This window comes from Ruegeria arenilitoris (assembly GCF_013035425.1).
GTDB lineage: Bacteria > Pseudomonadota > Alphaproteobacteria > Rhodobacterales > Rhodobacteraceae > Ruegeria > Ruegeria arenilitoris_A.
In genome coordinates, this window is sequence record NZ_WQHX01000015.1 from 18,860 (window position 1) to 40,614 (window position 21,755).

At 50.5% G+C, this 21,755-nt stretch carries 20 protein-coding genes and 1 pseudogene; 8 read left to right on the forward strand and 13 right to left on the reverse strand.

Features of this window, described 5'->3' with window-relative positions; genetic code table 11:
- Nucleotides 1–76: 76 nt before the first annotated feature.
- On the reverse strand, nt 77–235 hold the full coding sequence (locus tag GOV45_RS22510; RefSeq protein WP_170482573.1) for a hypothetical protein: 159 nt from the start codon (nt 233–235) through the stop codon (nt 77–79).
- Nucleotides 236–409: 174 nt separating this feature from the next.
- Here GOV45_RS22510 and GOV45_RS22515 point away from each other — a divergent pair, with 174 nt between their 5' ends.
- Nucleotides 410–1,117 carry an IS6 family transposase gene (locus tag GOV45_RS22515; RefSeq protein ID WP_170482576.1) on the forward strand — a complete coding sequence of 236 codons (708 nt, stop codon included), beginning with the start codon at nt 410–412 and terminating at the stop codon, nt 1,115–1,117.
- A 154-nt stretch (nt 1,118–1,271) separates the two neighbouring features.
- On the opposite strand, the gene GOV45_RS22520 is transcribed toward GOV45_RS22515, so the two are convergent.
- Both GOV45_RS22520 and GOV45_RS22525 read right to left on the reverse strand, forming a co-directional pair.
- Entirely contained in the window at nt 1,272–1,922 is a 651-nt protein-coding gene (locus GOV45_RS22520; RefSeq protein ID WP_170482579.1) for a sulfotransferase family 2 domain-containing protein, read from the reverse strand.
- A gap of 227 nt (nt 1,923–2,149) precedes the next feature.
- A complete protein-coding gene (locus tag GOV45_RS22525; protein WP_170482582.1) occupies nt 2,150–2,737 on the reverse strand; it encodes a YrbL family protein in 588 nt (195 codons plus the stop codon).
- 641 nt (nt 2,738–3,378) lie between these two features.
- Between GOV45_RS22525 and GOV45_RS22530 the strand changes: the two genes are divergently transcribed.
- Entirely contained in the window at nt 3,379–3,984 is a 606-nt protein-coding gene (locus tag GOV45_RS22530; protein ID WP_170482585.1) for an outer membrane protein, read from the forward strand.
- 15 nt (nt 3,985–3,999) lie between these two features.
- Here the strand turns inward: GOV45_RS22530 and GOV45_RS22535 are convergent.
- From GOV45_RS22535 to GOV45_RS22545, 3 genes and pseudogenes are all read right to left on the reverse strand, one after another.
- Nucleotides 4,000–4,173, reverse strand: a pseudogene (locus GOV45_RS22535) (IS5/IS1182 family transposase); the annotation flags it as partial.
- Nucleotides 4,174–4,201: 28 nt separating this feature from the next.
- The gene (locus GOV45_RS22540; RefSeq protein ID WP_170482587.1) at nt 4,202–4,360 is read right to left on the reverse strand and encodes a hypothetical protein; all 159 of its coding nucleotides are present in this window, start codon (nt 4,358–4,360) and stop codon (nt 4,202–4,204) included.
- 357 nt (nt 4,361–4,717) lie between these two features.
- Nucleotides 4,718–4,927, reverse strand: a complete 210-nt coding sequence (locus GOV45_RS22545) for a hypothetical protein (RefSeq protein WP_170482589.1) — start codon at nt 4,925–4,927, stop codon at nt 4,718–4,720.
- A 927-nt stretch (nt 4,928–5,854) separates the two neighbouring features.
- Here GOV45_RS22545 and GOV45_RS22550 point away from each other — a divergent pair.
- The 3 genes from GOV45_RS22550 (at nt 5,855) to GOV45_RS22560 (ending at nt 7,668) form a co-directional block, all read left to right on the forward strand.
- On the forward strand, nt 5,855–6,091 hold the full coding sequence (locus GOV45_RS22550) for a hypothetical protein (protein ID WP_170482592.1): 237 nt from the start codon (nt 5,855–5,857) through the stop codon (nt 6,089–6,091).
- 8 nt (nt 6,092–6,099) lie between these two features.
- Complete coding sequence (locus GOV45_RS22555) at nt 6,100–6,282, forward strand: hypothetical protein (protein WP_170482595.1); 183 nt, start codon at nt 6,100–6,102, stop codon at nt 6,280–6,282.
- Between the two features lie 306 nt (nt 6,283–6,588).
- Nucleotides 6,589–7,668 carry an adenylate/guanylate cyclase domain-containing protein gene (locus tag GOV45_RS22560; protein ID WP_170482597.1) on the forward strand — a complete coding sequence of 360 codons (1,080 nt, stop codon included), beginning with the start codon at nt 6,589–6,591 and terminating at the stop codon, nt 7,666–7,668.
- Nucleotides 7,669–7,846: 178 nt separating this feature from the next.
- Here the strand turns inward: GOV45_RS22560 and GOV45_RS22565 are convergent, their stop codons facing one another.
- Both GOV45_RS22565 and GOV45_RS22570 read right to left on the reverse strand, forming a co-directional pair.
- On the reverse strand, nt 7,847–8,779 hold the full coding sequence (locus tag GOV45_RS22565; protein WP_170482600.1) for an ankyrin repeat domain-containing protein: 933 nt from the start codon (nt 8,777–8,779) through the stop codon (nt 7,847–7,849).
- Between the two features lie 263 nt (nt 8,780–9,042).
- Nucleotides 9,043–9,324 (reverse strand): hypothetical protein, encoded by a 282-nt coding sequence (locus tag GOV45_RS22570; protein ID WP_174823746.1) that lies wholly within the window; start codon nt 9,322–9,324, stop codon nt 9,043–9,045.
- 253 nt (nt 9,325–9,577) lie between these two features.
- On the opposite strand from GOV45_RS22570, the gene GOV45_RS22575 reads away from it, so the two are divergent.
- The 3 genes from GOV45_RS22575 to GOV45_RS22585 are packed head-to-tail and all read left to right on the forward strand — an operon-like array spanning nt 9,578 to nt 12,621.
- Entirely contained in the window at nt 9,578–11,155 is a 1,578-nt protein-coding gene (locus tag GOV45_RS22575; protein ID WP_170482604.1) for a sensor histidine kinase, read from the forward strand.
- A 3-nt stretch (nt 11,156–11,158) separates the two neighbouring features.
- A complete protein-coding gene (locus GOV45_RS22580) occupies nt 11,159–11,530 on the forward strand; it encodes a response regulator (protein ID WP_170482606.1) in 372 nt (123 codons plus the stop codon).
- Between the two features lie 8 nt (nt 11,531–11,538).
- Nucleotides 11,539–12,621 (forward strand): adenylate/guanylate cyclase domain-containing protein, encoded by a 1,083-nt coding sequence (locus tag GOV45_RS22585; protein WP_170482610.1) that lies wholly within the window; start codon nt 11,539–11,541, stop codon nt 12,619–12,621.
- A gap of 133 nt (nt 12,622–12,754) precedes the next feature.
- On the opposite strand, the gene GOV45_RS22590 is transcribed toward GOV45_RS22585, so the two are convergent.
- From GOV45_RS22590 to GOV45_RS22610, 5 genes are all read right to left on the reverse strand, one after another.
- Nucleotides 12,755–15,898 (reverse strand): adenylate/guanylate cyclase domain-containing protein, encoded by a 3,144-nt coding sequence (locus tag GOV45_RS22590; RefSeq protein ID WP_170482613.1) that lies wholly within the window; start codon nt 15,896–15,898, stop codon nt 12,755–12,757.
- Between the two features lie 353 nt (nt 15,899–16,251).
- On the reverse strand, nt 16,252–17,679 hold the full coding sequence (locus GOV45_RS22595) for an arylsulfatase (protein WP_170482615.1): 1,428 nt from the start codon (nt 17,677–17,679) through the stop codon (nt 16,252–16,254).
- Between the two features lie 599 nt (nt 17,680–18,278).
- Nucleotides 18,279–19,391, reverse strand: a complete 1,113-nt coding sequence (locus GOV45_RS22600) for a hypothetical protein (protein ID WP_170482618.1) — start codon at nt 19,389–19,391, stop codon at nt 18,279–18,281.
- Between the two features lie 7 nt (nt 19,392–19,398).
- Entirely contained in the window at nt 19,399–20,943 is a 1,545-nt protein-coding gene (locus tag GOV45_RS22605) for a ShlB/FhaC/HecB family hemolysin secretion/activation protein (RefSeq protein WP_170482621.1), read from the reverse strand.
- A 219-nt stretch (nt 20,944–21,162) separates the two neighbouring features.
- Nucleotides 21,163–21,755 (reverse strand): SdiA-regulated domain-containing protein (locus tag GOV45_RS22610; protein WP_170482623.1); only part of this gene is annotated, 593 nt, incomplete at its 5' end.

Genomic DNA, 21,755 nt, shown 5'->3' on the forward strand with positions numbered 1-21,755 from the left:
CACTACGGTAGGCCTTTCCAAACCGAGCGTTTCAATTTCACTCGAACCACAGACAGGACTACTTCATTGAAGTTAGTCATACCTCCAGCGAAAGTTCAGAAAATCTCCGAGTGTCAGGTACCAGACCTTGGAGTTTTATGGCTACACCGACTGAGTAACCCTCAATATTGTCACCTTTCGCAACACGAGCCATAAGGCGCAACTCTTCAACCCAAGCGAAGTCATTTTTGGACAAGTCCAGCTCAATCCCGGCACCCGACTGGGCAAGTCAATCACAATCCAAAACGATTCCCTGATTGCCTGGGATATAGGAGGCAGACAATTCGCCAACCCAGCGCTCAGGCTGGGAAAAGGTCTTGTCAGAATGACTTGGCTTGAGCGGGGCAGGGGGTATGCGTAGCGTTTGGGAATGACCAAACCTGCCTCCTTCAAGTACTTCAAAACCAGCCCTGAGATCATCCGCCTTGCGGTGATGTTGTACATCCGATTTCCGCTCTCGCTTCGGAATGTCGAAGATCTGCTGCATGAGCGCGGGATCGATGTCAGCCATGAAACCGTCCGCTACTGGTGGAACAGGTTTGGCCCGATGTTTCCTTCCGAAATCAGGCGGAAGCGGGTGCAGCAGCTGCGCGCGTTCTCGAAATGGAAGTGGCACGTAGACGAAGTATTCGTGAAGGTGAACGGCAAACGCCACTATCTCTGGCGGGCCGTTGATCACGAAGGCGAGGTGCTGGAAGCGGTTGTCACGAAGCGCCGAAACAAAGCTGCAGCACTGAAAGTCCTCAAAAAATTGATGAAGCGGCACGGCAAAGCTGAAGAAGTAGTCACAGATCGCTTTGCATCCTACAAGGCGGCGCTCAGAGATTTGGGTGCTCTGGAAAAACAAAGGACGGGCAGGTGGCTCAACAACCGCGTTGAGAATTCGCACCTGCCGTTCCGACGAAGAGAACGCGCCATGCAACGGTTCAGGCGTATGCGAAGTTTGCAGAAATTCGCTTCCGTCCACTCCTCCGTCTACAACCATTTCAACCAGGAAAGATCGCTCGCCAGCAGAGACATCTTCAAGCTGACACGCAACGCCGCTCTTACCGAATGGCACGAACTTGGTGCGGGATAAAGGACAGCGTCACTGGCCTACCAGAGACGAGTTCGAATTCGTCTGACAGCACCGTGACGACTATTCTTTAGAGTTCTAAAAAATTTCATCCAGTTTGAAAAATAGAAAATTCATCACGCTAAACTCCTATAAAGTAAATTCTAAGAAACTGCCTTCAACGCAACCAACTGACACTGCTCGATTTATTTCTAACTTGCCCATCGTCAAATGAATAACCCAAGTTTGAAATATCACGAGAGTAAGCCCTTCTTACTACTTCATAACTAAAATCGTCGTAGTAAAACCGATAGTCTTTCCTCTTCGACCTTTTGCGGTTTCGTATGACTTTTCGCTTCACGCCGAGTTTTCCAACTACGAACTTTAAGTCTTCCTCGAATTGCTCGAAACGACCAATAAAGTCAGCGCAGTTCTCTCCGTTCTCATTACAAACATAATTCCACTGAGGGCGAAAATACCTTATGCCAAGCATTTGATCCTGGTGTTCGGAAAATGCGGATACAAAGCTGTTGAAGTCTTTGTGGCAGGCCACTTCGCTAATTTCTGGTCGACGCTGCAATACGTAGTGATAGGCCGATACAAAGCGGTCCCAAGGATTTCTGACAAACACAAAAGAAAAGTAGTCGTCAGAGTCTTGCTCTACGATCTTCTTCATTTGACTTATGGTAGAGGCACGCTCTCCCCGTGGATCAATGAGTGTTTTTTTGTAGGAAAAAATCCAATCATTTTTAAGCAATGTTGTAACCGTTGAACCACCCGTTTTGGGAATATGTGCGAAGATCGTTTTGTGCTTGGGATAAATTGGCATAGCACGCAAATCTCTATAGTGGTTCCGTAGCTACCTTATTGTTATCACAAAGTAATCTAACGTCAAAATGGATTTTTGCAAGTCACCTGCAATTGGATATCTCCGGGCCTGACATCGCTGCACTCATAATATACTGGTTATGAGCCATGACCCTAGTTCAAATGTCTTTGACCCCGAGAGAGATTTGAAGCGTGTCATACGATGAATCCCGTCTCCAGCAACCGTACTCATCGCATCATGCGTTCGCGACGACGGGCCGCCGATTTCCGAAATGCCCAGTCGCTGATTACCGTCAAAGGTAAAAGAGTTCGTTCTCCCAAACCGTCAATCACGACCATTTTTCCGGCCCTTTCCTGCGCGCGCACGATATTCTGACGGCTGATGTCCCCAACAAGGATCCGGCCATTCTCTAGGTCCGTCAACAATTCGTCCAGTTCCTTCATTAACGCCTTGCGCCGGGGGTCTTCTTTAGAAAACTGACGCAGTTCGTCCGAGACTGTTTTCGCAAGGTTCCCATCGGCTCCCGTCATTTTTTCAACGGCGATCGCGGGACCTTCCGATGTCTTAGCATAGCCATAGAATGCTGCCAATCGTTCGATTTCCGGGCACCCTCTGTTAAGAGCTGCAAGATATTCATTTGCCTCACGCTGCCATTGACGGAGGTTGCCATAGCGGATTGTCGAATACCGCTTGAAAAACCGGTCACGGGGCTTGTCGATCCGAACTTTCAGTAAAACCCCTTCGAAGTGCGGGTGATCGTAAATCTTGTAGTTTTGGCTTTCACGCAGCACCGTTCGGTTGCTCAGATCGATCATCACATGGACCCCTTAATTCGCGGCATGGATCATTCCTTTCGCCCGCGGCCTTTTTGCAATTCATAAATAGGTTCAGTACCAATGGTGTTGGAATCACTTTAGTTGATCATGATGATTGACGGCATACCACAGCGTTCGGGCGTTCCATCGAAGACAACTAAGCATCGGATCTGTTCCGAAGCAATGAACGCATGATACCCAGTGTTGTTCCGTATTTGTCGACAGTCTGCCTGAGATGGGTCGATGTGCCATTCACTTTGGTGTAAGCCTAACCAATTCGCCAAGACAGGTCGCATGCTCCAGTGCACCTTCGTGCTACATCAAAAATCGCAGACTAGAAACGCGGGTTGTGTTGTCCGCGCCTTGAAGTCAAGCTCGGTTAGGGCGAAGATAAGTCCTCTAAGAAGCACAGGAGTTGAGTTTTATCCGCGACAACACCGTGCTATCGCCATGTTACGACAATAATTTTTTCCTGCTGGCGTGTGTGGTTTTCTGTATACCGTGCTAAAGAAGGAGGTGTTTCGGCAGATCAATGCCAAGAGACAGTCTTAAGGGAGCAAGCTAAATTGTTGGATGCCCACAAAGTTTTTTCTAATAGATTGACAATAAAAAGAACCTGTTTTGCAGTAGGTATTCTGAGCTTGCAACTATTGCCCTTTGCTGCCGCGGCTGAAGAACACAGTGATCAAGCTTCCTTTGCTCAGGGCCCATATGTTGCCTTAGACCTCGCTGCAGCAAATGCGAAAGGAAACTCAGAGATTCCTATTCTGTCCGGAGGAACCGAAAGAGGTAGCTTCGACTCTGGGACCGGACGAGGTTTTAACGCTGCGATCGGATACAACGTTGTGAACGGGCGCTACTTGTATGGTGCAGAATTCCGATACTCTAATTTGGTCGATGTCTCAGAACGAAGCTCTTCTGGTAGAGAGAACAGGGAAGCCTTGGACCTTGCAGATGTTCGTGGTCGATTTGGTATCATTCAAGGTGATTTTCTGTACTACGGAGCTATTGGATGGTCTTGGTCTAGATTTCGCGTTCACCCCAGCAGGAAATTCGGCCCAAGAGAAAGCCTAACCTTGTTGGATGGTTTCAATATTGGGGTGGGCGTAGAGTACAACCTCTCGGACCGTTGGTTTTTAGGGGGTGAGTATTCATACCGAGATTTGAGTGGCAGGTTTGACGAGGCGAGCAATGATACAAGCATTGACCTAGGCTTGATTTCCGCCCGAGTAGGCTTTCGTTTCTAGGGTCAGGAATCATAACTAGCAAATGACGAGTGCCGCCAGCGCGATGGCAGAGAGGTAGACTTTCGGGCTCCTGTCGTGACAGTTTGCCAAACGGCGCTAGTCTTCCAGCCTGTCGAACATGGTCTCTAATCGGTTGCGGCGTTTGAAGCTGCGCTTGTCGTATTCTTCCGCTTTTTTTCGACCAGGTACAAGCGCAATCACAGAGCAGCAGCGTCAGCTAGCTTCGGGCGTTCATAGCAGATCCGTTACGCAGGAAACTACGAACGATTATGGCAGGGTCATCATACTGCTGTGTCCGCACCATCGCGTAATCATCTGCCATGGCGACCTGCAGTGAATCGTTAAACGGCGAAATAAGGAAACTCAGACTGCTCATGGAGGGCAGTTGGATTCTTCCTTACGCAAGACGCCCTGATGGCTGCGGCCAACGACAAACCAGCATTGATGATGAGGAATTCTGAACCAAACGCAACGGCAATAATCTTTCTACTTTCATTGTTCAATTTACCAATTCCCACTCGCAATATTCGTACGCAAAAACACCGCCGCTGTACTTGCGAAAACAACCGGTGCTGTTGGACAACGATTCCAGAATAAGTTCCGTGGGTGACAAAAGCTGTCATATTATTCGCAGTGTGAACCACTTTGACAGAAAAGCATCAATCAGACGATAGCTTTGTTAACAGCACTGTCGCTCAAGTAATCTGCTGGGCGCTACTTAAACCTGGGTCTGCTAACCTAGTTCCGATAATTTATCCTCGGCGTAGGTCCGCGCTTCACCAATATTTGTCCAGCAGCCATCTTTGGCTTCATCCTCAATAACAACCGAGACGGTTTCCAAATTTTTTGGAGATACGACATCTTCCAGCACCCGTGGGCCAGCCTTCGCGCTAGCAGGTATCGCAATAGCTGCCGCTAATGCAAATGGTATTATTTTAAGCATCGTTCTGTCCTTCAAATGTGTTGCCCAATATGTGGGGCCGCACCCTCAGAACTGCTTGTGAATAACCGCCATTTTTGTAGTTGGATTGTGTTTTCTTAGTAGAAAATAAAAACCCGCGCTGCCAATTTTAAAGGGGACGCGGCAACGCGGGCTGTCTGCGGTAGCAATAAATGACTTAGGGCGCGTAGACCGGAAAAAAGTCCACATTGCCGGGGGGCTGAAAAGGTTGCTGTTCAGCCCCACTTGTGGGGTTCTTCGGAAGCAAAACTTCCCGGCTTCACTTGTGAAAACAAGAAAGTCCACGTTTCGTAAACAATCATTGTACATTGCTTCTTATATGGAAACAAAATGATTTCGGAAGTGCTCTTTTTGCGATGCAATCAAGCTACGCCTATATGTTCTGAGGTTACAAAAACGGTGAATTTTGAAGTGGAAATATAGCGCGCCTATTTGGCCGGGAAGGTGCGTTGGATGAAGTGGATCGTAATTGTCGTCTTGATTATTTGGAACGCGTCTCAAAGTAGTGAAATGAGTTCGCTCAAGAGACTTATGGAAAGAGCAATGATGGTGCCGGAGAAATAACGCTGCCCACTGATTGGTGATACGTAGTGCATCACGTACAGCGTTCATCTGCCGGATAACGCATAGATTTGGCGGAAATTCCAACGACAATGGCTTTGAAAAGCAAACGCGTTTGTCACGCGGTAATTACGATATGCAGCGGATAGTTTGAATGACCGTATTTAGGAGCCGAACATGCTCAACAATATTTCAATGCCCGGCATGATCAATATCGCAGTAGCGATACTGTTGATTTACTTGATTGTAAGTACCTTCAGACGAAACGCAGCTGAAAATAAAGCGGATGGCAGATGTGCTGGAAGAAATCGCCAAATCCAAAGCAAAGTGAATTGAAGGAGTTTAGAAATGATTAGACTTGGTTCAATTATCGCATGGGTGGCAGTAATTTTTGGATTTCTCATAATTGGGACGGGTTTCTTTGTTGCGCTTCAGTTTCCGGGAGTAAAAGAAAACCTCGCCGCTTCAGCAAGGTATCTGGCAACGACAAATTCAGGTGATGCAATTGATCAGGGAATAATAGTCCTGATTGTAGGTTTTGTTATCGGAATTTTTGTGAAGATAGCCAAACGGCACGATGCTTGAGGTGAGCGATGCCTGTTGAAATTGCATTATTCTTTATGATGGCAACTTTATACATCCTGTATGTATTGCCTGTAGGTTTGGCTTTGAACCGTGGCCGTAATCCCGTCGTCTGGTTTTTGATTGCGGTTGTTTCAACGCCGTTTCTGGCAATTCTGTTGTTGTTGGCGATGGGAGACGTGGAGCAAGCTTAGCAAATGAAGTCATTGTGATGAAACGTACATCTAACAAACCTTGTGAAGAATGTGGCGTCCCCGCTGAAATGTGGTGCAAACACATGACTAAGCCAAAAGAGGGTAAACCGCTGCACCCTGCCGTTTGGTTTGCCGTTGGTTTGGTGGTCGGAGCCTTGTTTTTCTGAGCCGTGGCCTCACCTACAGACCGCACGGCTTGACGAGCAGGACTCTTCTACCAACCCACTATCAACTGATTTGACCTGGCTTCAGAAGATCGCGGGGGCAAACGTTGCAGGTGCCGAACAAGCTTCTGGATTCTCTAATATGGAGAAGGCGGATGAGTATTTTCATCGAACGGGTGAAATTGTAGAAACGGGGCGCGAAGTGGTCGGACTGTACGAAGCTGGTCAACGCGAAGCCGCAAGGTTGCTATTTGACACTGCTCTAATAAGAGCATTGCGAGCCCTCGATCGAGATACGGTCAAACTGACTTTTCAGTCTCGCGTTAGTATGAACAGTTTGGTTAAATCAAACGAAGCAGCATTCCTGCGATCGCAAAAGGTTGTAGGCTTTGCTTCGGTTTTCGCTGTGTTTATTGCGCTGGTGTTGGGCTACACAACATCTTCTTCAATTGTTCGACCAGTGGGCAGCATTCGAACAGCGTTGCAAGAAGTAACAGAAGGAGATTTTTCGGCGAGAGCGCGTGTTTCCAACGGCGACGAATTAGGCGAACTCGCCGAGCGAGTAAACTCTACAACGGAGCAACTAGGAGAATGGAACCACACACTTGAAAGCAAAGTTGCCGAACAAGTCGAAATCATATCAAGAACCAACAGGCTGCGGCGATTTCTCCCCAAGCCGGTCGCTGATCAGATTATCGCCTCAGGAGACGATACTCTGTTGCTTGCCCGCCATCGCGCCGAAATCGTAGTCCTGTTTGCTGATTTGCGTGGTTTCACGGCCTTTGCTGAGACGAATGAAGCGGAAGTTGTTACTGACGCCCTCAACGCCTTTCACAAGTATGTCGGGCCGCTGATTGAAAGCTATGAGGGTACGCTGGAGCGGTTTCTCGGTGATGGGCTGGTTGTCCTGTTCAACGCACCGATAAAATGCTCTGACCCGGAAACGCGGGCAGTAAAACTAGCAATGGATATTCAGCACGGGTTCAGATCCGCTATGGAAAGATTTCAAAGCCCAGTTCGCCGACTTGGCCTTGGTGTGGGTATAGCGAAGGGCATTGCGAGCTTAGGGCAAATCGGGTTTGAAGGGCGACTTGATTATGCCGCGATTGGTACAGTTTCGAATGTTGCTTCGAGGCTGTGTGGTCTGGCATTGGATACTGAAGTGCTTGCGAGCAATGATGTGGCCGACGAAGTCCGTGGTGAGTTCTCTTTTCTCGAATAGGAGCCTAGGAGCCTCAAGGGACTTGAGCAGCCAGTACAGTATTCCAAACTCAACCTAAAGCAGTAGTTTGGTAGTTCTGCAAATGTCAGCTTGGTTCGCAAAGTAGACATTCGCTGCTTGTTGTCACTTCACAGCAAAGCGGGACAAACTGGTCGCCCAAGCGATTTCAGCTCGGCCCTCAATCTTTCAAAGTTGCTAGATATGCAATGAGATCCGCGCGATCATTTTCATTTTCAATTCCGAGCATCACTTTGGTCGTCCCGGGTACAAACTGATACGGGCTAGCGAGATAGCTATTCAGTGTATCCGCATCCCAAACCAAACCTAATTCGCGCAAGTAACTTGAGTAAGGAAACTCGGGATCGGACGCAGAGGGTCGTTCGAATACTCCCCAAAAATTGGGCCCATTATCGCCGGCAATTCCCATCGACGAAGGTTTACCGTGGCAGATTTCGCACCCCTTGGCTAGAAACTCACCATTTGAAATATCGGCACCCTGCAACTTATCGGAAATCGGTTGGCGCTCTACTCGCTGAGGCGCTCCCGCTTCGATGAGCACCTCGGCGATTTCGATGTGCCCCGCTCTCAGCGCCTGATGCAAAGGAGTTGAGATATATGGTTCATAGCTGGCTGGGTCCGCCCCAGCCTCAATGAGTACTTTTACCACTTCGATGTGGCCATACCCGGCCGCATGGTGGAGAGCGGTTCCAACCGTATAAGTATCATTTCCCTGATAGAAAAAAATTGTTGGATCGGCACCCCGCGCAAGAAGAAGTTTAACCAACTCGGTATGGCCGAATTTTGCGGCTACAAAAAGCGGTGTAACGCCCGGTGCGCTTGTCATGTTCGTACTGCGAAGTTCGAGCGGTACACCCTTATCTAGTTCCGCGAGAACGCCCTCAATATTTCCACGTTTAGCGTGGAGATGGATGATTTCCGCCAATGCCTTCTCAAGCGGAAAGATGAACAGCGACAGAGCTACAGCAATCAGCCGAAACATACGGGCCTCCGAATTCAACAGCTTAAGCCAACCATAAGCAGATGGAACCATTGTACCAAATCCTAAGGTAGAAATGAGCTCCTGTGCGACACTCGGGGCAGTTCGTCTCATTTGTGGTCGCTCGCAGAAGAAGCATTTTCGCCATCGCAACGCATGACGGCAATGTCGGCTGCGTCCGCAGCATTTGAGTCCACTTATGGACGTCGGTTCGGAGCCAAATTCACGGGCCTGCTGGTTCGAACTGAACGTCAGCTTCTTCCGCAAAGCGGACATTCGTACTAGCGCAGCGATCGTCTGCTTCGAGCCCAATTCGGTCGTTCGCCGCAGTCGAAAAAGCCAATAGGAGGTCCTTTTAAGATCGTTTGACTTACCGTCTAAAACAACCTGATTGTTCCAAAACATTGCGCTAAGAATGCTTCAGTTGGAATCCGACCGTCTTCTTCGCCTGACGTGATACCAACTGACATGTAGTCGTTGGAGACGTAGAAAACTTCGTTGCCCAAACCGTCGGATTTGAAGCAGCAATCGACCATATGCACCATATCGCAGGCATCGACATAAGTGAAGATGTTGCGGCGGCGTAGCGCCGGATTTTCCGTGAAGGCCGGGAACATTTCACCACATTCATGCGGCTCGAAAACCTTGTTGATCCGCAATCCGTAGATGGCCGCGGCTTGAAGGATTTGGCAGTCGACTAGTTGCGCACCTTCGAAATTGCGTAGCTGTCGTGCGGCACGATAGGGACCCAGAATGCGCCACGGCAGCGGTCTAAATAGATTGAATTAACGTTTGGTATAGCAAGTCATTCGACGTAGTTTCTTTTAATTTGCCCGCCAGTTTTGCGATCTAACACTTCTGTTGCATAATCACGTTATTGCACATCCAAGCAAAATTGTCGGGACCAATGGCATGACTGCCGAAACATCTGATTTCGCCGAAACCGAGGAGAAGCTAGACATAAACAGCGCCAACCGATCCGGCGGTCTGCACATAACTATAAGAACCAAATTGCTGGCCGCGTTTCTTGGAATAGTCGGGGTAATGCTAATTTTGGCGTTCACCGGGCTATCTGAGTTGCGCAAAGCAAATCTTCGAACCGCTGAGCTGCTTCAAGATCAGATTCGCCTGTCAAATCTACAAGTGTTTGATAATAGTTTGCAACAAATCTGGTTGAATGGAACAGCGATTTTTGCCGAGACTGGAGGTAACACCATGCTCGGAGATAGCGCAGGCTTTTTTGAAGATAAGCTGCATGTTATTCAGTCGCTTGGTCATCTTGTGGAGTCAAGGAACCAACCTGATCTCAGCATTTTTTCGACCAACGAAATAGCGGAAGTTTCGCGAAAGACCCAGGAAATAAATCGAATAGGGCTTGAAGTCGTTGATCGATTTGAAGCCGGGCAGATTGCGGTTGCGAAATCAATATTTGAGTTGCGGTTGGTCCCGATAATTAAGTCGTTGGACAATAGCATAAGTAAAAGATACGCGCTATTGCGCGGTGATATGCGTTCGAGAGCATTGGTTAACCAAAACGCGTTTGATCAGTCGCGGCAAATGATGCTGGTCGCTGCTGGGTTGGCCGTCGTTGCGGCAGTTTTGCTTGGTTTTCTGATCAGCAAATCTTTGATCCTTGCGATTGAGCGAATCCGGCTCACGCTACGAAAAGTCTCTCAAGGCGACTTCACTGCCCGAACGAATATCAAGAATACAGACGAGTTAGGCGATCTCGCTCGCAGCGCTAACCGCATGACGGAACGTCTGGGAGCGCTGTATGATGAGCTCGAGACCGCGAACCTGCATAAGTCGCAGTTCCTGGCCAATATGAGTCATGAATTGCGGACCCCGATGAATTCGATCCTTGGATACACAGAAATGATCCGAGACGGTATTTATGGTCCGGTTCCCCAGAAAATCGACGATCCGCTGCATCGAGTTGAGGTCAACGGCAAGGTTCTTTTATCATTGATCAACGATGTTCTTGATATTTCGAAGATCGAAGCTGGGGCACTCGAACTAACCTTGGACACATATTCGATGCCCGAGATCATCAAAGACGTGGTCGCCACGATCGAACCTTTAGCAGAGAGCAAGGGCTTGAACATCCGAACTGAAGTCGACGGCGGGTTTCCGGCCGGGTACGGCGATGCTGGGCGCATTAGACAAGTCATACTCAACATCGTCGGGAATGCCGTAAAATTCACCGACAAGGGGTACATCGATATCAATTTGGCATGTGATGACGAGTCGTTTGTGGTGACCGTATTTGATACAGGAGTTGGAATTGCCGAAGAATACCTTGATAAAGTTTTCTTGGAATTCAAGCAAGCTGATGCTTCGTCGACGCGCGCTGCTGGGGGTACTGGCCTCGGTCTAGCTATTTCTCGAAAAATCATAGAAATGCACGGTGGTCGGATTGAAGTGGACAGCAGCCATGGCAAGGGTTCGACATTCACAGTTGTTCTTCCACTCCAAACCGCGAGGGGCTAAGGCATGTCGAAGCGAATACTTGTTGTTGAAGACCAGGCCGATAACAGACGCATACTTCGCGACCTTCTCGGAAATTACGGCTTCGAAGTGCTAGAGGCCGAAAACGGAGCGCAAGGGGTAGATCGAGCAATTGCTGAGAAGCCCGACCTAATCCTGATGGATATCCAGATGCCGGAATTAGACGGTTACGACGCCACTCGTCAGATAAAGAAGCATCCCATTGGAACGAACATTCCAATCATAGCGGTAACTTCCTTTGCCTTGTCCGGCGACGAAACTAAAGCACGGGAAGCCGGATGCGATGACTATGTCGCCAAGCCCTACAGCCCGCGTGCCCTATTAGCAAAAGTCATAGCGTTCGTTGAACAGGTCTGAATGGAAAAATGCAGGACCCACCACTCATTCTGATTGTCGATGACCAACAGGACAACCGCAACCTGCTGTCAATGCGTCTAAACGCGAACGGCTACATTACTGCCGAGGCCATAGATGGCGAGGACGCTTTAGAAAAAGCTACTGATTTGTTGCCCGACTTGATCTTGCTGGATGTAATGATGCCCAAGATGGATGGTTTCGAAGTCTGTCGACGTTTGAGAATGGACCCGCTTCTCCCCTTTATTCCTGTGGTTCTGGTAACAGCACGTTCGGATACTCAAGATATGGTGCAAGGACTTGAGGCTGGCGCAAATGACTATCTTACCAAACCTGTAGACGGCACTGCGCTCATTGCTCGTGTACGTTCTATGCTTCGGATAAAGGCTTTGCATGACGAAGTGCAAGGCTGGAACAAGGAGCTTGAAGATCGAGTAAATCAACAGGTCAATCAGATTGAACGGTTCAATCGCTTGCGCCGTTTTCTACCAAGACAGGTGGCAGAAGAAGTTATTTCGGGTGGCGACGATAGCGATTTGCTTAAGAATCGAAGAGCGGACATTGTCGTTCTGTTCGCAGATCTAAGGGGATTTTCGACTTTTACGGAAGCTTCTGAGCCTGGAGTGGTGATAGAAGCACTCAATGTATTTCACAATTGCGCTGGACCATTGATCGAGCAACATCAAGGAACACTCGAGCGTTTCTTGGGTGATGGAATAGTCGTTTTATTTAATGCACCATTGCCAACAATCGATCCCACCGCGCATGCTGTGGCTTTTGCACGTGAGCTACATGCCAAGGTCGCAAAAGCACTTACGCCCTTTCAAAAGGGAGGGTTGGGCCTAAGCCTTGGTATAGGTATCGCAAAAGGGGTAACTACTATTGGCTGCATTGGATTTGAGGGCCGGTTCGACTACGCCGCAATTGGACATGTCCCGAATCTTGCCGCGCGCTTGTGCGAACATGCAGAGCCTGCACAAACACTTGTAGACGCATCGATTGTCGAAGCATTGGAGGAAACCAGAGAAGCGGAATTTCTGCGAAATCAAAAGTTTAAGGGCCTATCCGGAGCTACTCCTGTGTTTAGCATCTAGACGCAGTAATTTTTTAGGACCATCGGCCAATTGGATGGAACGGCGACTTAGTCCGCAAATTAGACAGTCGCTGCTGTTGAGCGAATGACTGACCCGATCCCAAAACTGTCGCGCGGCAATTTTGGCTTTCCATTTAGCATTCTGTCGTATTTTCCGACAAATCACGCCGCGCGCGCCGTTCGAGGGCCTTTGCTCCGCTCCTTGTTGCCGCTTGGACTGCGTGCCTCAGCCAGTCGCGCTTTTTAGCTTGATGATCTGCGTTCGTGCCGGACACCGTATTGGCAAGCAGCCGGTAAATTTCAGGCTCCCAGTTCCGCTCTTGGCTTCGCTCAACGAATGACAGAGCGTCATGTAGCAAATCCTGTGCGGTGCTCTGCTCTCCTTCAGACATCAAAAGTTCGGCGCAAAGTGTTTGGAAAAACGGAAGCCATGGGTTACGCGCCGTCAGAGACAGTCTGTGGATAGCCCCTCGAACGAAATCTGATCCTTCTTGGCCAGACCATCCAAGTATCACGTCGGCATAAGCAGACCACAATTCACTCTCCTGCTCTTCGGCTAGTGATTTCAGGTGCTTTCCATACCGCTTGGCCGTCTCGGCGTCCGCGCGCATTGCTGCCGACATTGCGCAAGCAAACATTAGGGCGTATGCAAGGCTGCTAGCGTGCCCAATCTTGCGTGCATGCTCTAGCGCTTCAACACCAAGTCGCTCGGCTACTTCATTTTCTCCTCGCAACGAACTTACAATTGCCAGAATGGAAAGCCCAGCAACGCGGGGATCATAGCCATAATCCAATGCGACTTTCTGATGCCGATCTCGGTCGTACATCGCAAGAAGCTTCTGAGCATGCGTATCCGCTTCAGCCAATCTACCCAAATAAAGAGAGCACCAAGCGACGACCCGGTGACCTTGCAAAAGCCCTGCCTCGTCTTCAAGTTCCTCCGCAAGCGCCAGCAGCTCCCGGGCTAAAGCGAGCGCAGTAACATATTCCGCCCTGGACACATGTATCAGATACTCACCGTAGTTAACTGGCAGCAATCCTCGGCGATCGTGCAATTTTTCGCAAAGAGCCCTTGCTTTTGCGTAGATCTCATATGTCTCTGATGCACTCCAGCCATTGACGACAAGTATTAGAGGTGCGAGCGCCATGACAAGCTCATGCTCTCTTCTGTCCCGTTCGTCGGACAGAGGGAGCAATTTGAGTGCTGCGAGCGCTTCGCGAAAATGCTTGATCGCTTCATGGTCCGCCGACCGTTGCTGCATCAGGCGTCCAGCGCGGAACCATAGATGAACCGCTTCATCAAAGCGCTTAGCCTCAAAGAGGTGACGCGCAATTGCCTCATCTGGAAACCGGCTGTCTCCGCTCAGATCGATCAACGCATCAGCGATTTTACTATGCAAATTAGCTCGCTCGCGCTTCAACAGGCTTGCGAATGCTGCGTCCTGAACGAGAGCGTGAGTGAACGTGTATTCAACGTAACCTCCGTGGTCTTCGCGCGCAAAGATCGCAGCCTCAACCAACTTGGAAAGGAGCTGATCAATGTTAGCATGATCTGCGTTCAAAACGTTGGCCAGAAGATCTCGTGGAACCCGGCGCCCCAACATTGCGCCAACTTGAGCAAGACGTTTGGCTTGGCCTAAACCGTCAAGGCGAGTGGATAAGGACTCGTCTAGCGTTTCAGGTATCGTGGAAATGCCGTTCCCCTCACCTTTGTCCTGCAATGCCCGACAGAACTCTTCGAGGAAAAGAGGCACTCCCTCAGCCCTAGTTACAATTTCTTCAGCTCTGTCCAGGTAGCTTGGTTTCCCCAGTAGTTTTTGGCGAACAATTTCTCTGCTTGCTCTGCGCCCCAACCGATTCAGCGAAATTGCCGTCACATTTTGCTGTCTAACCCACTCGGGATCAAATCCAGGGCGCGCGGTGACTGCCACCAGCATTGGCAATTGGCGAGTGCGCGCGATCAGTTGAGTGAGCAATTTTAACGAGCTGGGGTCGGACCAATGTGCATCCTCAAAAATCAAACAGGAATTTCCGTTTTTTGCGGCTTGGCAAAGCCAATCCAACAGAGTCGCAATGAAGTCTCGACGCTTCTGTGTTGGCTGACCGTTACCCATTGGGGTTTCTTCGATCGACAAGTAGTCTTCGACGCTTTTGGCCGCCTCGCTGCCAAGCAAGGACGCAACGTGACCTGACAATTTCGATAGTCGGGTTTTCTTTGAATCGTTGTCCAAAACTCCGGCGGTCGTTTCAAGCAACGTGATGAAAGGATAAAGCGCACTTGTGCTATGTTGCTCGGAGCATTGTGTAATCACTGATGCAGAATTGCTTCGCATCAGCCGATCGTGAAGATGCGCGGCTAGACGAGACTTTCCTATGCCGGGTTCTCCACTTAAAAGGATTGTTTGCCCCTCGCCCTCGCAGACATTTTTCCACCGAGATTGCAGCAGGGCGATTTCAGCGCCTCGACCTACAATTTTGGTCAGGCCACGTTCGCTGCGGGCTTCGATACGGCTTTTGGCATTGGTTCGGCCCAATACACGAAACACCCGAAGCGGGTGATCAATTCCTTTCAGCTTTTGTTCGCCGATGGCTTCGGTGTTCACAAAACCCTCGACCAGTAGACGTACTGCACCACTAACATAAATCTCGTCTGCCTCAGCCAATTGTTCGAGTCGTGATGCGACAATTGGCGCTTCACCAACAATAGAAAGCTTCTCCCGCGTGCGGCCCGCTCCCATTTCACCCGCCACGACTCGACCGGTGTGAATGCCTATGCGCACCTGCAAAACGTCGCCTTCAGGCAACGGAATGCTACTCGCTGCATGCCTAAGTGCGAGAGCAGCTTCGACTGCACGAAGTGCGTCATCTTCATGCGCGTTTGGATACCCAAAGTAAGCCATCAGCCCATCGCCAAGATACTTGGCGACATGGCCCCCTTGCCGTTCGATAGCTTGCGCGCTGGCCATGTGAAACGAGGCCAACAAATCGCGCAGATCTTCGGCCGACATTGTTTGAATCAGGCGCGTTGAATCAACTAGATCGGAAATCAATACCGTGACACGTCGGTTTTCTGGCTTATCATCTGTACGGGTGCTCTCTATATGTGCGAATTCTGTAGCGGCCCGAAGTAACTTCTTGCGGTGCCCGAGAGGCATTTTAAGCAAGCGCAAATCTTCATCGCTAATATCCCGGAGTGTTTCGAGCTCCACAGCCTCATCTCTGAAAACATCGATATAATCTTCGAGTCCAATCTCCTTCAGAAATTGGTCGATCGACATGCCGATGTGTTTGGTAGGTCCCACCCCTCCAGACTAGCAGGCATAAAAAAGATTGTCGCGAATTGTATTTTTAAGTGTCTTCTTTGTCCGAAACTCTGCTGTTCAGAAGGTTTCGACGAATGTCTGGTGCTGGTAAATGCAGACCTTCAGGCGAAATTTCTCGGAATGACCACCAACAATGACCGCTATCCGTTCCTAAGCCGTGTTCTGACGAAAAGTCTCAGATGACTGCCTTGAGCCCGAAGCGGTCGGTCCGATCGAGCTCCGTGAACGACAGCCTAGCGCGGATAGTGGACGTTTAGATTAGGTGCCGCAAATGGCGACGCGAACCCATTGCAGCTTCTTTCTAGCATTCAGTCTGGTGTGTATGGGTCCGGCGTACCTGCGGGGATCGGCGGCTCTATCTGAAGAGAAGCGGTATGCTCGGCAAGTATTTCACCCATAGGCCAGCGAACCCAGAAATGCCCGGCTGTATCCGGAGTGAGGGGATACTCTTCCTTGGGATCGTTGTAGAGATTGAAGAACCGCGGAAAGTCGTAGGTTAGGAGCGCATCTGTTCCGCGCGCGACCTCATGAAACATCATCTTCCAATTTCGCCATTTCACGCCGAACAGGCGCGCTCCAACATAGACAATAAACCCGTCTCTCGCCGAACTTTCCGTCTGACCGGTGAAGAAAGCGGATTGGTCGATACTGTCGATCACGCGGTCGTCCGGCAATGTCGCTCCTGACCAGGTCGCCAGCGTCGCGTAAAGGTCAAGCGCGTGGACGATCTCATTGGAGACGGCCCCGGTCGGAACCTTCCCCGGCCATCGGATGATGAAGGGCACACGCAGTGAACCTTCAAGGCCGGTAAAGTAGGATCCCCGCCACGGCCCGCCCCAGCCGTGATGCCCAGGGAGCATCTCGGGGCCATTGTCGGAAGTGAAGATGAACACGGTCTCTTGCGAAATTCCCAGATCATCAATCGCGTCAAGCAACTGCCCGGTGTAGGCGTCGATCTGCATGAGGACATCGCCCCAGTTTCCGTTGCCGCTCTCGCCGTCAAACTCAGCGCTCGGCGTTACCGGCATGTGAGTCTGAGTGTACGGAAGAAACAGAAAGAACGGATCTCCTGCCGCTACGCTACTGCGCATGAAATCGATGCCACGGCTGGTCAGCTCACCGTCGATTTCACGCCGTTCCTCAAGATCGTAGACACGGAGCTTCTCCGGGCGCGCGCCTTTTCGTCCCTCGTAAATGTATTCAGGTACCAGATAGTCGCTAAGGCCTTCTGGAACCGTCTCATCAAACTGCGGCTGACCGGGCCATAGGGATTCATCTGTCGAGTTCGGTATCCCGTACCATTCGTCAAAACCCTGATCGGTCGGGAACCGCCCTTCGGTATGACCAAGGTGCCACTTGCCGAACATCCCGGTTCGGTACCCGGCGTCCGAAAGCATTTCAGCCAGCGTGTATTCCCATTGGGTCAGCCCGTAGAGGCCAGTTGTGATTGGGACGCTCTCATTGCCTGACCGTATTGCGTAGCGACCCGTCATGAGGGCAGAACGCGAAGGTGTGCACTGCACCTCAACATTGAAGTTCAAAAGCCGCATTCCCTCTGCAGCCAGTGCGTCGATCCGCTCAGTGGGTCCGCCTCTGAGTATGCCACCACCGTAAACGCCCAGCTCACCGTAGCCGAAATTATCCATGAAGATCAGAACGATGTTAGGTCGTTCCTGAGCTGTCGAAGATGTTCCCGCAAAGATCGCGAATATGAGTGCGATTACGATGCTGCGCATGGCTGACCTCCGGCGAACGATCTTTTGCGATTAGAGCATATCGGAGATCAAAATCAAAACATGAAAGGTGAACTTGTCCGCGAGATAGTCGCCAAGAAGCGCCGCGGCCAACGCATGGATTGAGCGTCCGCTTTGTCCGCATACCGGTCGTTCAGCAGACTTCAGCGAACGTCCGCTGTCGTTCAATGCAGACCTTCAGGCGAAAATTCTCGGAATGACCACCAACAATGACCGCTATCCGTTCCTAAGCCGTCATCTGACTGAAAGACTCAGATGACTGCCTTGAGCCCACTTTGACCGATGCTGCGCGAAGCTCTAATCACAGCAATACGAAGAAAGCTGACTTTGCAAAGTTGCCGTTCAAAGTTTCGCTTGCCTAACCTGACCGACCCAGATGGTCGGAGGCGCTTCGTGGAAGTGCGGCACTTTAAATTGTTGGCCTATTTGAGGTAGATTTGGGTGCGGAGCATTGTTGGGCTACGCCAGCCGACATAAACGCCGGGGAATAAGGGCAATACGAAATCCAATTATCCAGATGACAATTGGCGAACTATTGGTCGACTAATCTCATTGTCCGAGCAAAACCTGCCAGGCGAGCGTCAGCGCTGCTTTCGCTTGACCGAAATAATGCAACCAGAGTGTTTTGGATGCCGAGCAGGTACATCCCGTGCCATTGCGTCCACGTTTCCGAGGTGCCGCAACGCCCCGTTGTTCAGCAACACGCCTCGCCCAGCGTCATACCGGCGCTGTCCAAATCCGCTGGCAACGCATTCCCAGTTTTCCTTGGCCGCTGCGTTGCGGAACCTCGGCAAGTCGTGCGGGTCATGTCGTCCAGGTGTTGCTGCCACATGGTCGTGTTTCTTTGAATTGCTTTGGTGGGTTAAATGGTGAGTCACTTTTGTTGCGCCAGGTTGCTGAACAGTACCGGTTGTTGGCCTCGGCCTTGGGCGCATGATTGTTACGACACCTTGTGGGTTCTGATGTCCTGGGACGGCTACATGAGTTGCCGTGGGTCTTGGTGTCAACTGTGGAACCTGACCAGGAACCGCTATGGGAACCTGATTAGGAGTTGCAGTCGGTACAAGCGGTGGCACAGCAGTTTGGCCGGTAGGCTGAGGCGGGATCTGACCAGGAACGGCGACTGGTATTTGGTTGGGTGTCGCTGTTGGCACAAGGGGCGGCACATTAGGCTGAGGCGGAACCTGGCCAGGGACAGCTATCGGAACTTGATTAGGAGTAGCAGTCGAAACTTGCGGCGGCACAGTAGTAGGCCCGGTGGCCAATGGCGGAACCTGATTGGGAACAGCTGTCGGAACCCGGTTTGGTGTCGGATTTGGCACCAAAGGCGGAGCTAGGGTCGGCGCTACGACGGGTGTTGGAACTTGACCCGGAACCGCTATTGGAGTTGCGATAGGAACCCGACCGGGAATTGCATTCGGGACCGCACCCGGCGCAAGGACCGGAACAGCAACGGACGTGGGCGTTTGCGGCGTTCCCTGAGGTGGCAATTGATTTGCCACTGGCTGCGTTGGACCGGTAACTTGATTGCCTGCCCCTTGCCCACCGGCCTGCCCGCATCCTTGGCTCGACTGGTGTGGATTACCAACGCCACGGCACCACCCGTAATGATTTCCGCCGGCAACGACTTGCGTAGCGGCCAGTTCTGCAAACAAACAAGTTGCAGTAAGTAAAGCAATGCGGTTCCGTTTCATAACATCCTCACCAACTTGTTGTCAGAGCAAGATACGCGCCAGGATCGCCAGAGTCAGTCAACGGACCGTCTCTCAAAGGGACACCAACGTATCCGGACAGGAATAGGTTTTGCTTAAACTCGATGTCCAAACCCAGACCTGTCGATGCCAGTGTAGCATTATCAACTTCAAAACTCGCTGGGTCATTGTTCGAGATGTAACCCACGTCGAAAAAGGCAAAGGGCGTTAAGCGATGTATGCTCTGGGAACTGGGGAAGTAGGAATGAGACAATTCGAAAATCGCGGAAATCCCGGAATCACCATCCACTTCGTCAAAACGATATCCGCGCAAAGCATAACGATCACCAAGGAAGTACTCTTCGACTGAGGGCAGCCGGTCTGTTGTGTACTGCCCCCAGATCTCGGTTCGCCAAGCTGTGTTGGGAGACAAGCCCGTTAGCGGGCTTTCGTATCCGACGCCGCCTCGTAGATGCCAGAACGAAGAGTCCCCGTCGTCAAAATTCGCGTCTGTCGTGTCGTTGTCATTGTCACCAAAAGATAAGGTTAGCCCCGCTTCCAGAGCTTGTCCCTTTGGATAGTTTTGCCCGTAAAGATATGTAAGGCCAACGACACTCGCGTCACTGGATAGTGGAACGCCACCACTGACTGAATCCGCTTTTGAAAGGCGATAGTCCAGCAGAAGATATCCATAACGGGCCACATCGCGGATCACGGGGTAACCCAACGCGACGGTGAAGTTCTCGCCATCAATATCCGTTCTTGCAAAGTCCCCTGAGAGGTCACGTTTTGCGTTTATGTTCCCGTAGAAGATCTCACCGTACAGACCATTGCTGTTCAGCGGCGTGCGATAGGTAAGAGCGCCCCATAAAGAGTGTTCATCGTCTTTGTCCCAATTGTAATTGCCTGATCCCTCGAATCGCAGCAAATCTCCGACGGTCAGCGTTGAATAAAACTCTTGTACGACATAGAAGCTGAGCGCTTCTCCAAGCTCACGCGGAGGGTTGTCGAGTGTCGCACTACCGGCTTGTTTTCGCAGTGGCTCTCCCAATACTCTCAGCCGAGCACCAGCCTGATCCGGGTAATCAAGTTCGGTCGACAATTCCAGGTCAGGTATGTCCTCGGCCAGCATCACTGCCCGCTCAAATCGTTTCAGCGTTATGGGATAGGAGGTGGTGAGGGGTTGGAAAATCTTCTCTAGTGTTTGAAACGTGCGAGTATCCACGCCTTCAATTTCGATGGTTTGAATCCGCCCTTCATCAACAATTATGCTCTGCCCATCGGGGCCAGGCCAGGCCTCAGCCAAGAAGTAACCGTCTTCTCGGTAGATCTGCGTGATCGTTGATGCGACATCCACTGCTGTGATGCGCCCTGACCGATCAAAGGCCAACTGACCGGCAAACGTTAACAGCTCATCCGTATCATATACCGTTACGCCGCTGACAGAGTGCTGTGATGCGATGTCCCAGGTTTGGGCAATGCTGTATTTTGGAACTGCAACAAAGGCCACTAAAGTGCAAATGATCGCAATTACAACCGAATTGGATACGGGCATTATCGATAACCTTAAGGTGACTGAGCATGTTGAAGCCCAATGTTATTACGTGGTTCGCATGTGTGAACCTGACGCTATTCGAATATATTGATGGGTGATGTTTTTTAGAAACATATCGAAAAGAGCGCAGATTTACTTGATATGCTGCACATAAGACGGCACTCATTTACACAACCCCGCTTTTCAACCACGTAGAGTAGAGAACTCGTAGGACAGTCCTCACAACTCCGGTTGCTCAAAAACATAGAGCCGCGATTTCTTGGCATCGTCCGTCAGGATATAGAGAAGCCCTCTGGTCTCATCGAGAGCGATCCCTTCGGGATGCTTAACTTCTTTTTGTTTTCCATCTTCTGTGAACGTCAAACTGATAAACTTTACTGACTTGGATTTTGGATTGTAGACGAAGATCTGACGGCTTTTGTCACTCACAATCCAAAGAGAACGTGAGGACCGGGACCATGCCAGGCCGCTCAAATCCAGTTCATCGTCCCCTACGCGATCAGACATAAAACCAGACTCGCGATCCAAAGGGATGATCTCAACAATTTCGTCTAGCTCTGGTGATACGACCATTAACAACCTTGGTTGTCCTTCAATGCCAATGAAGACCCGCCCGGATTCCGGGTCGACGGCGATGCCCTCAGGTCCCTTGTTCAATGGATTGCCGACGAGCATCTCAGCGGCGTCCGAGTAGCCTTTGAGAGATGTGAGAGGGATTGTAGTTAGTTGAATGGGGTTGGTTGGGTGAACGACTAGAATTGATCGATCAGTTTCCTGAAGCACCAAAACAGACCCATCTTTTCGCGATGCGA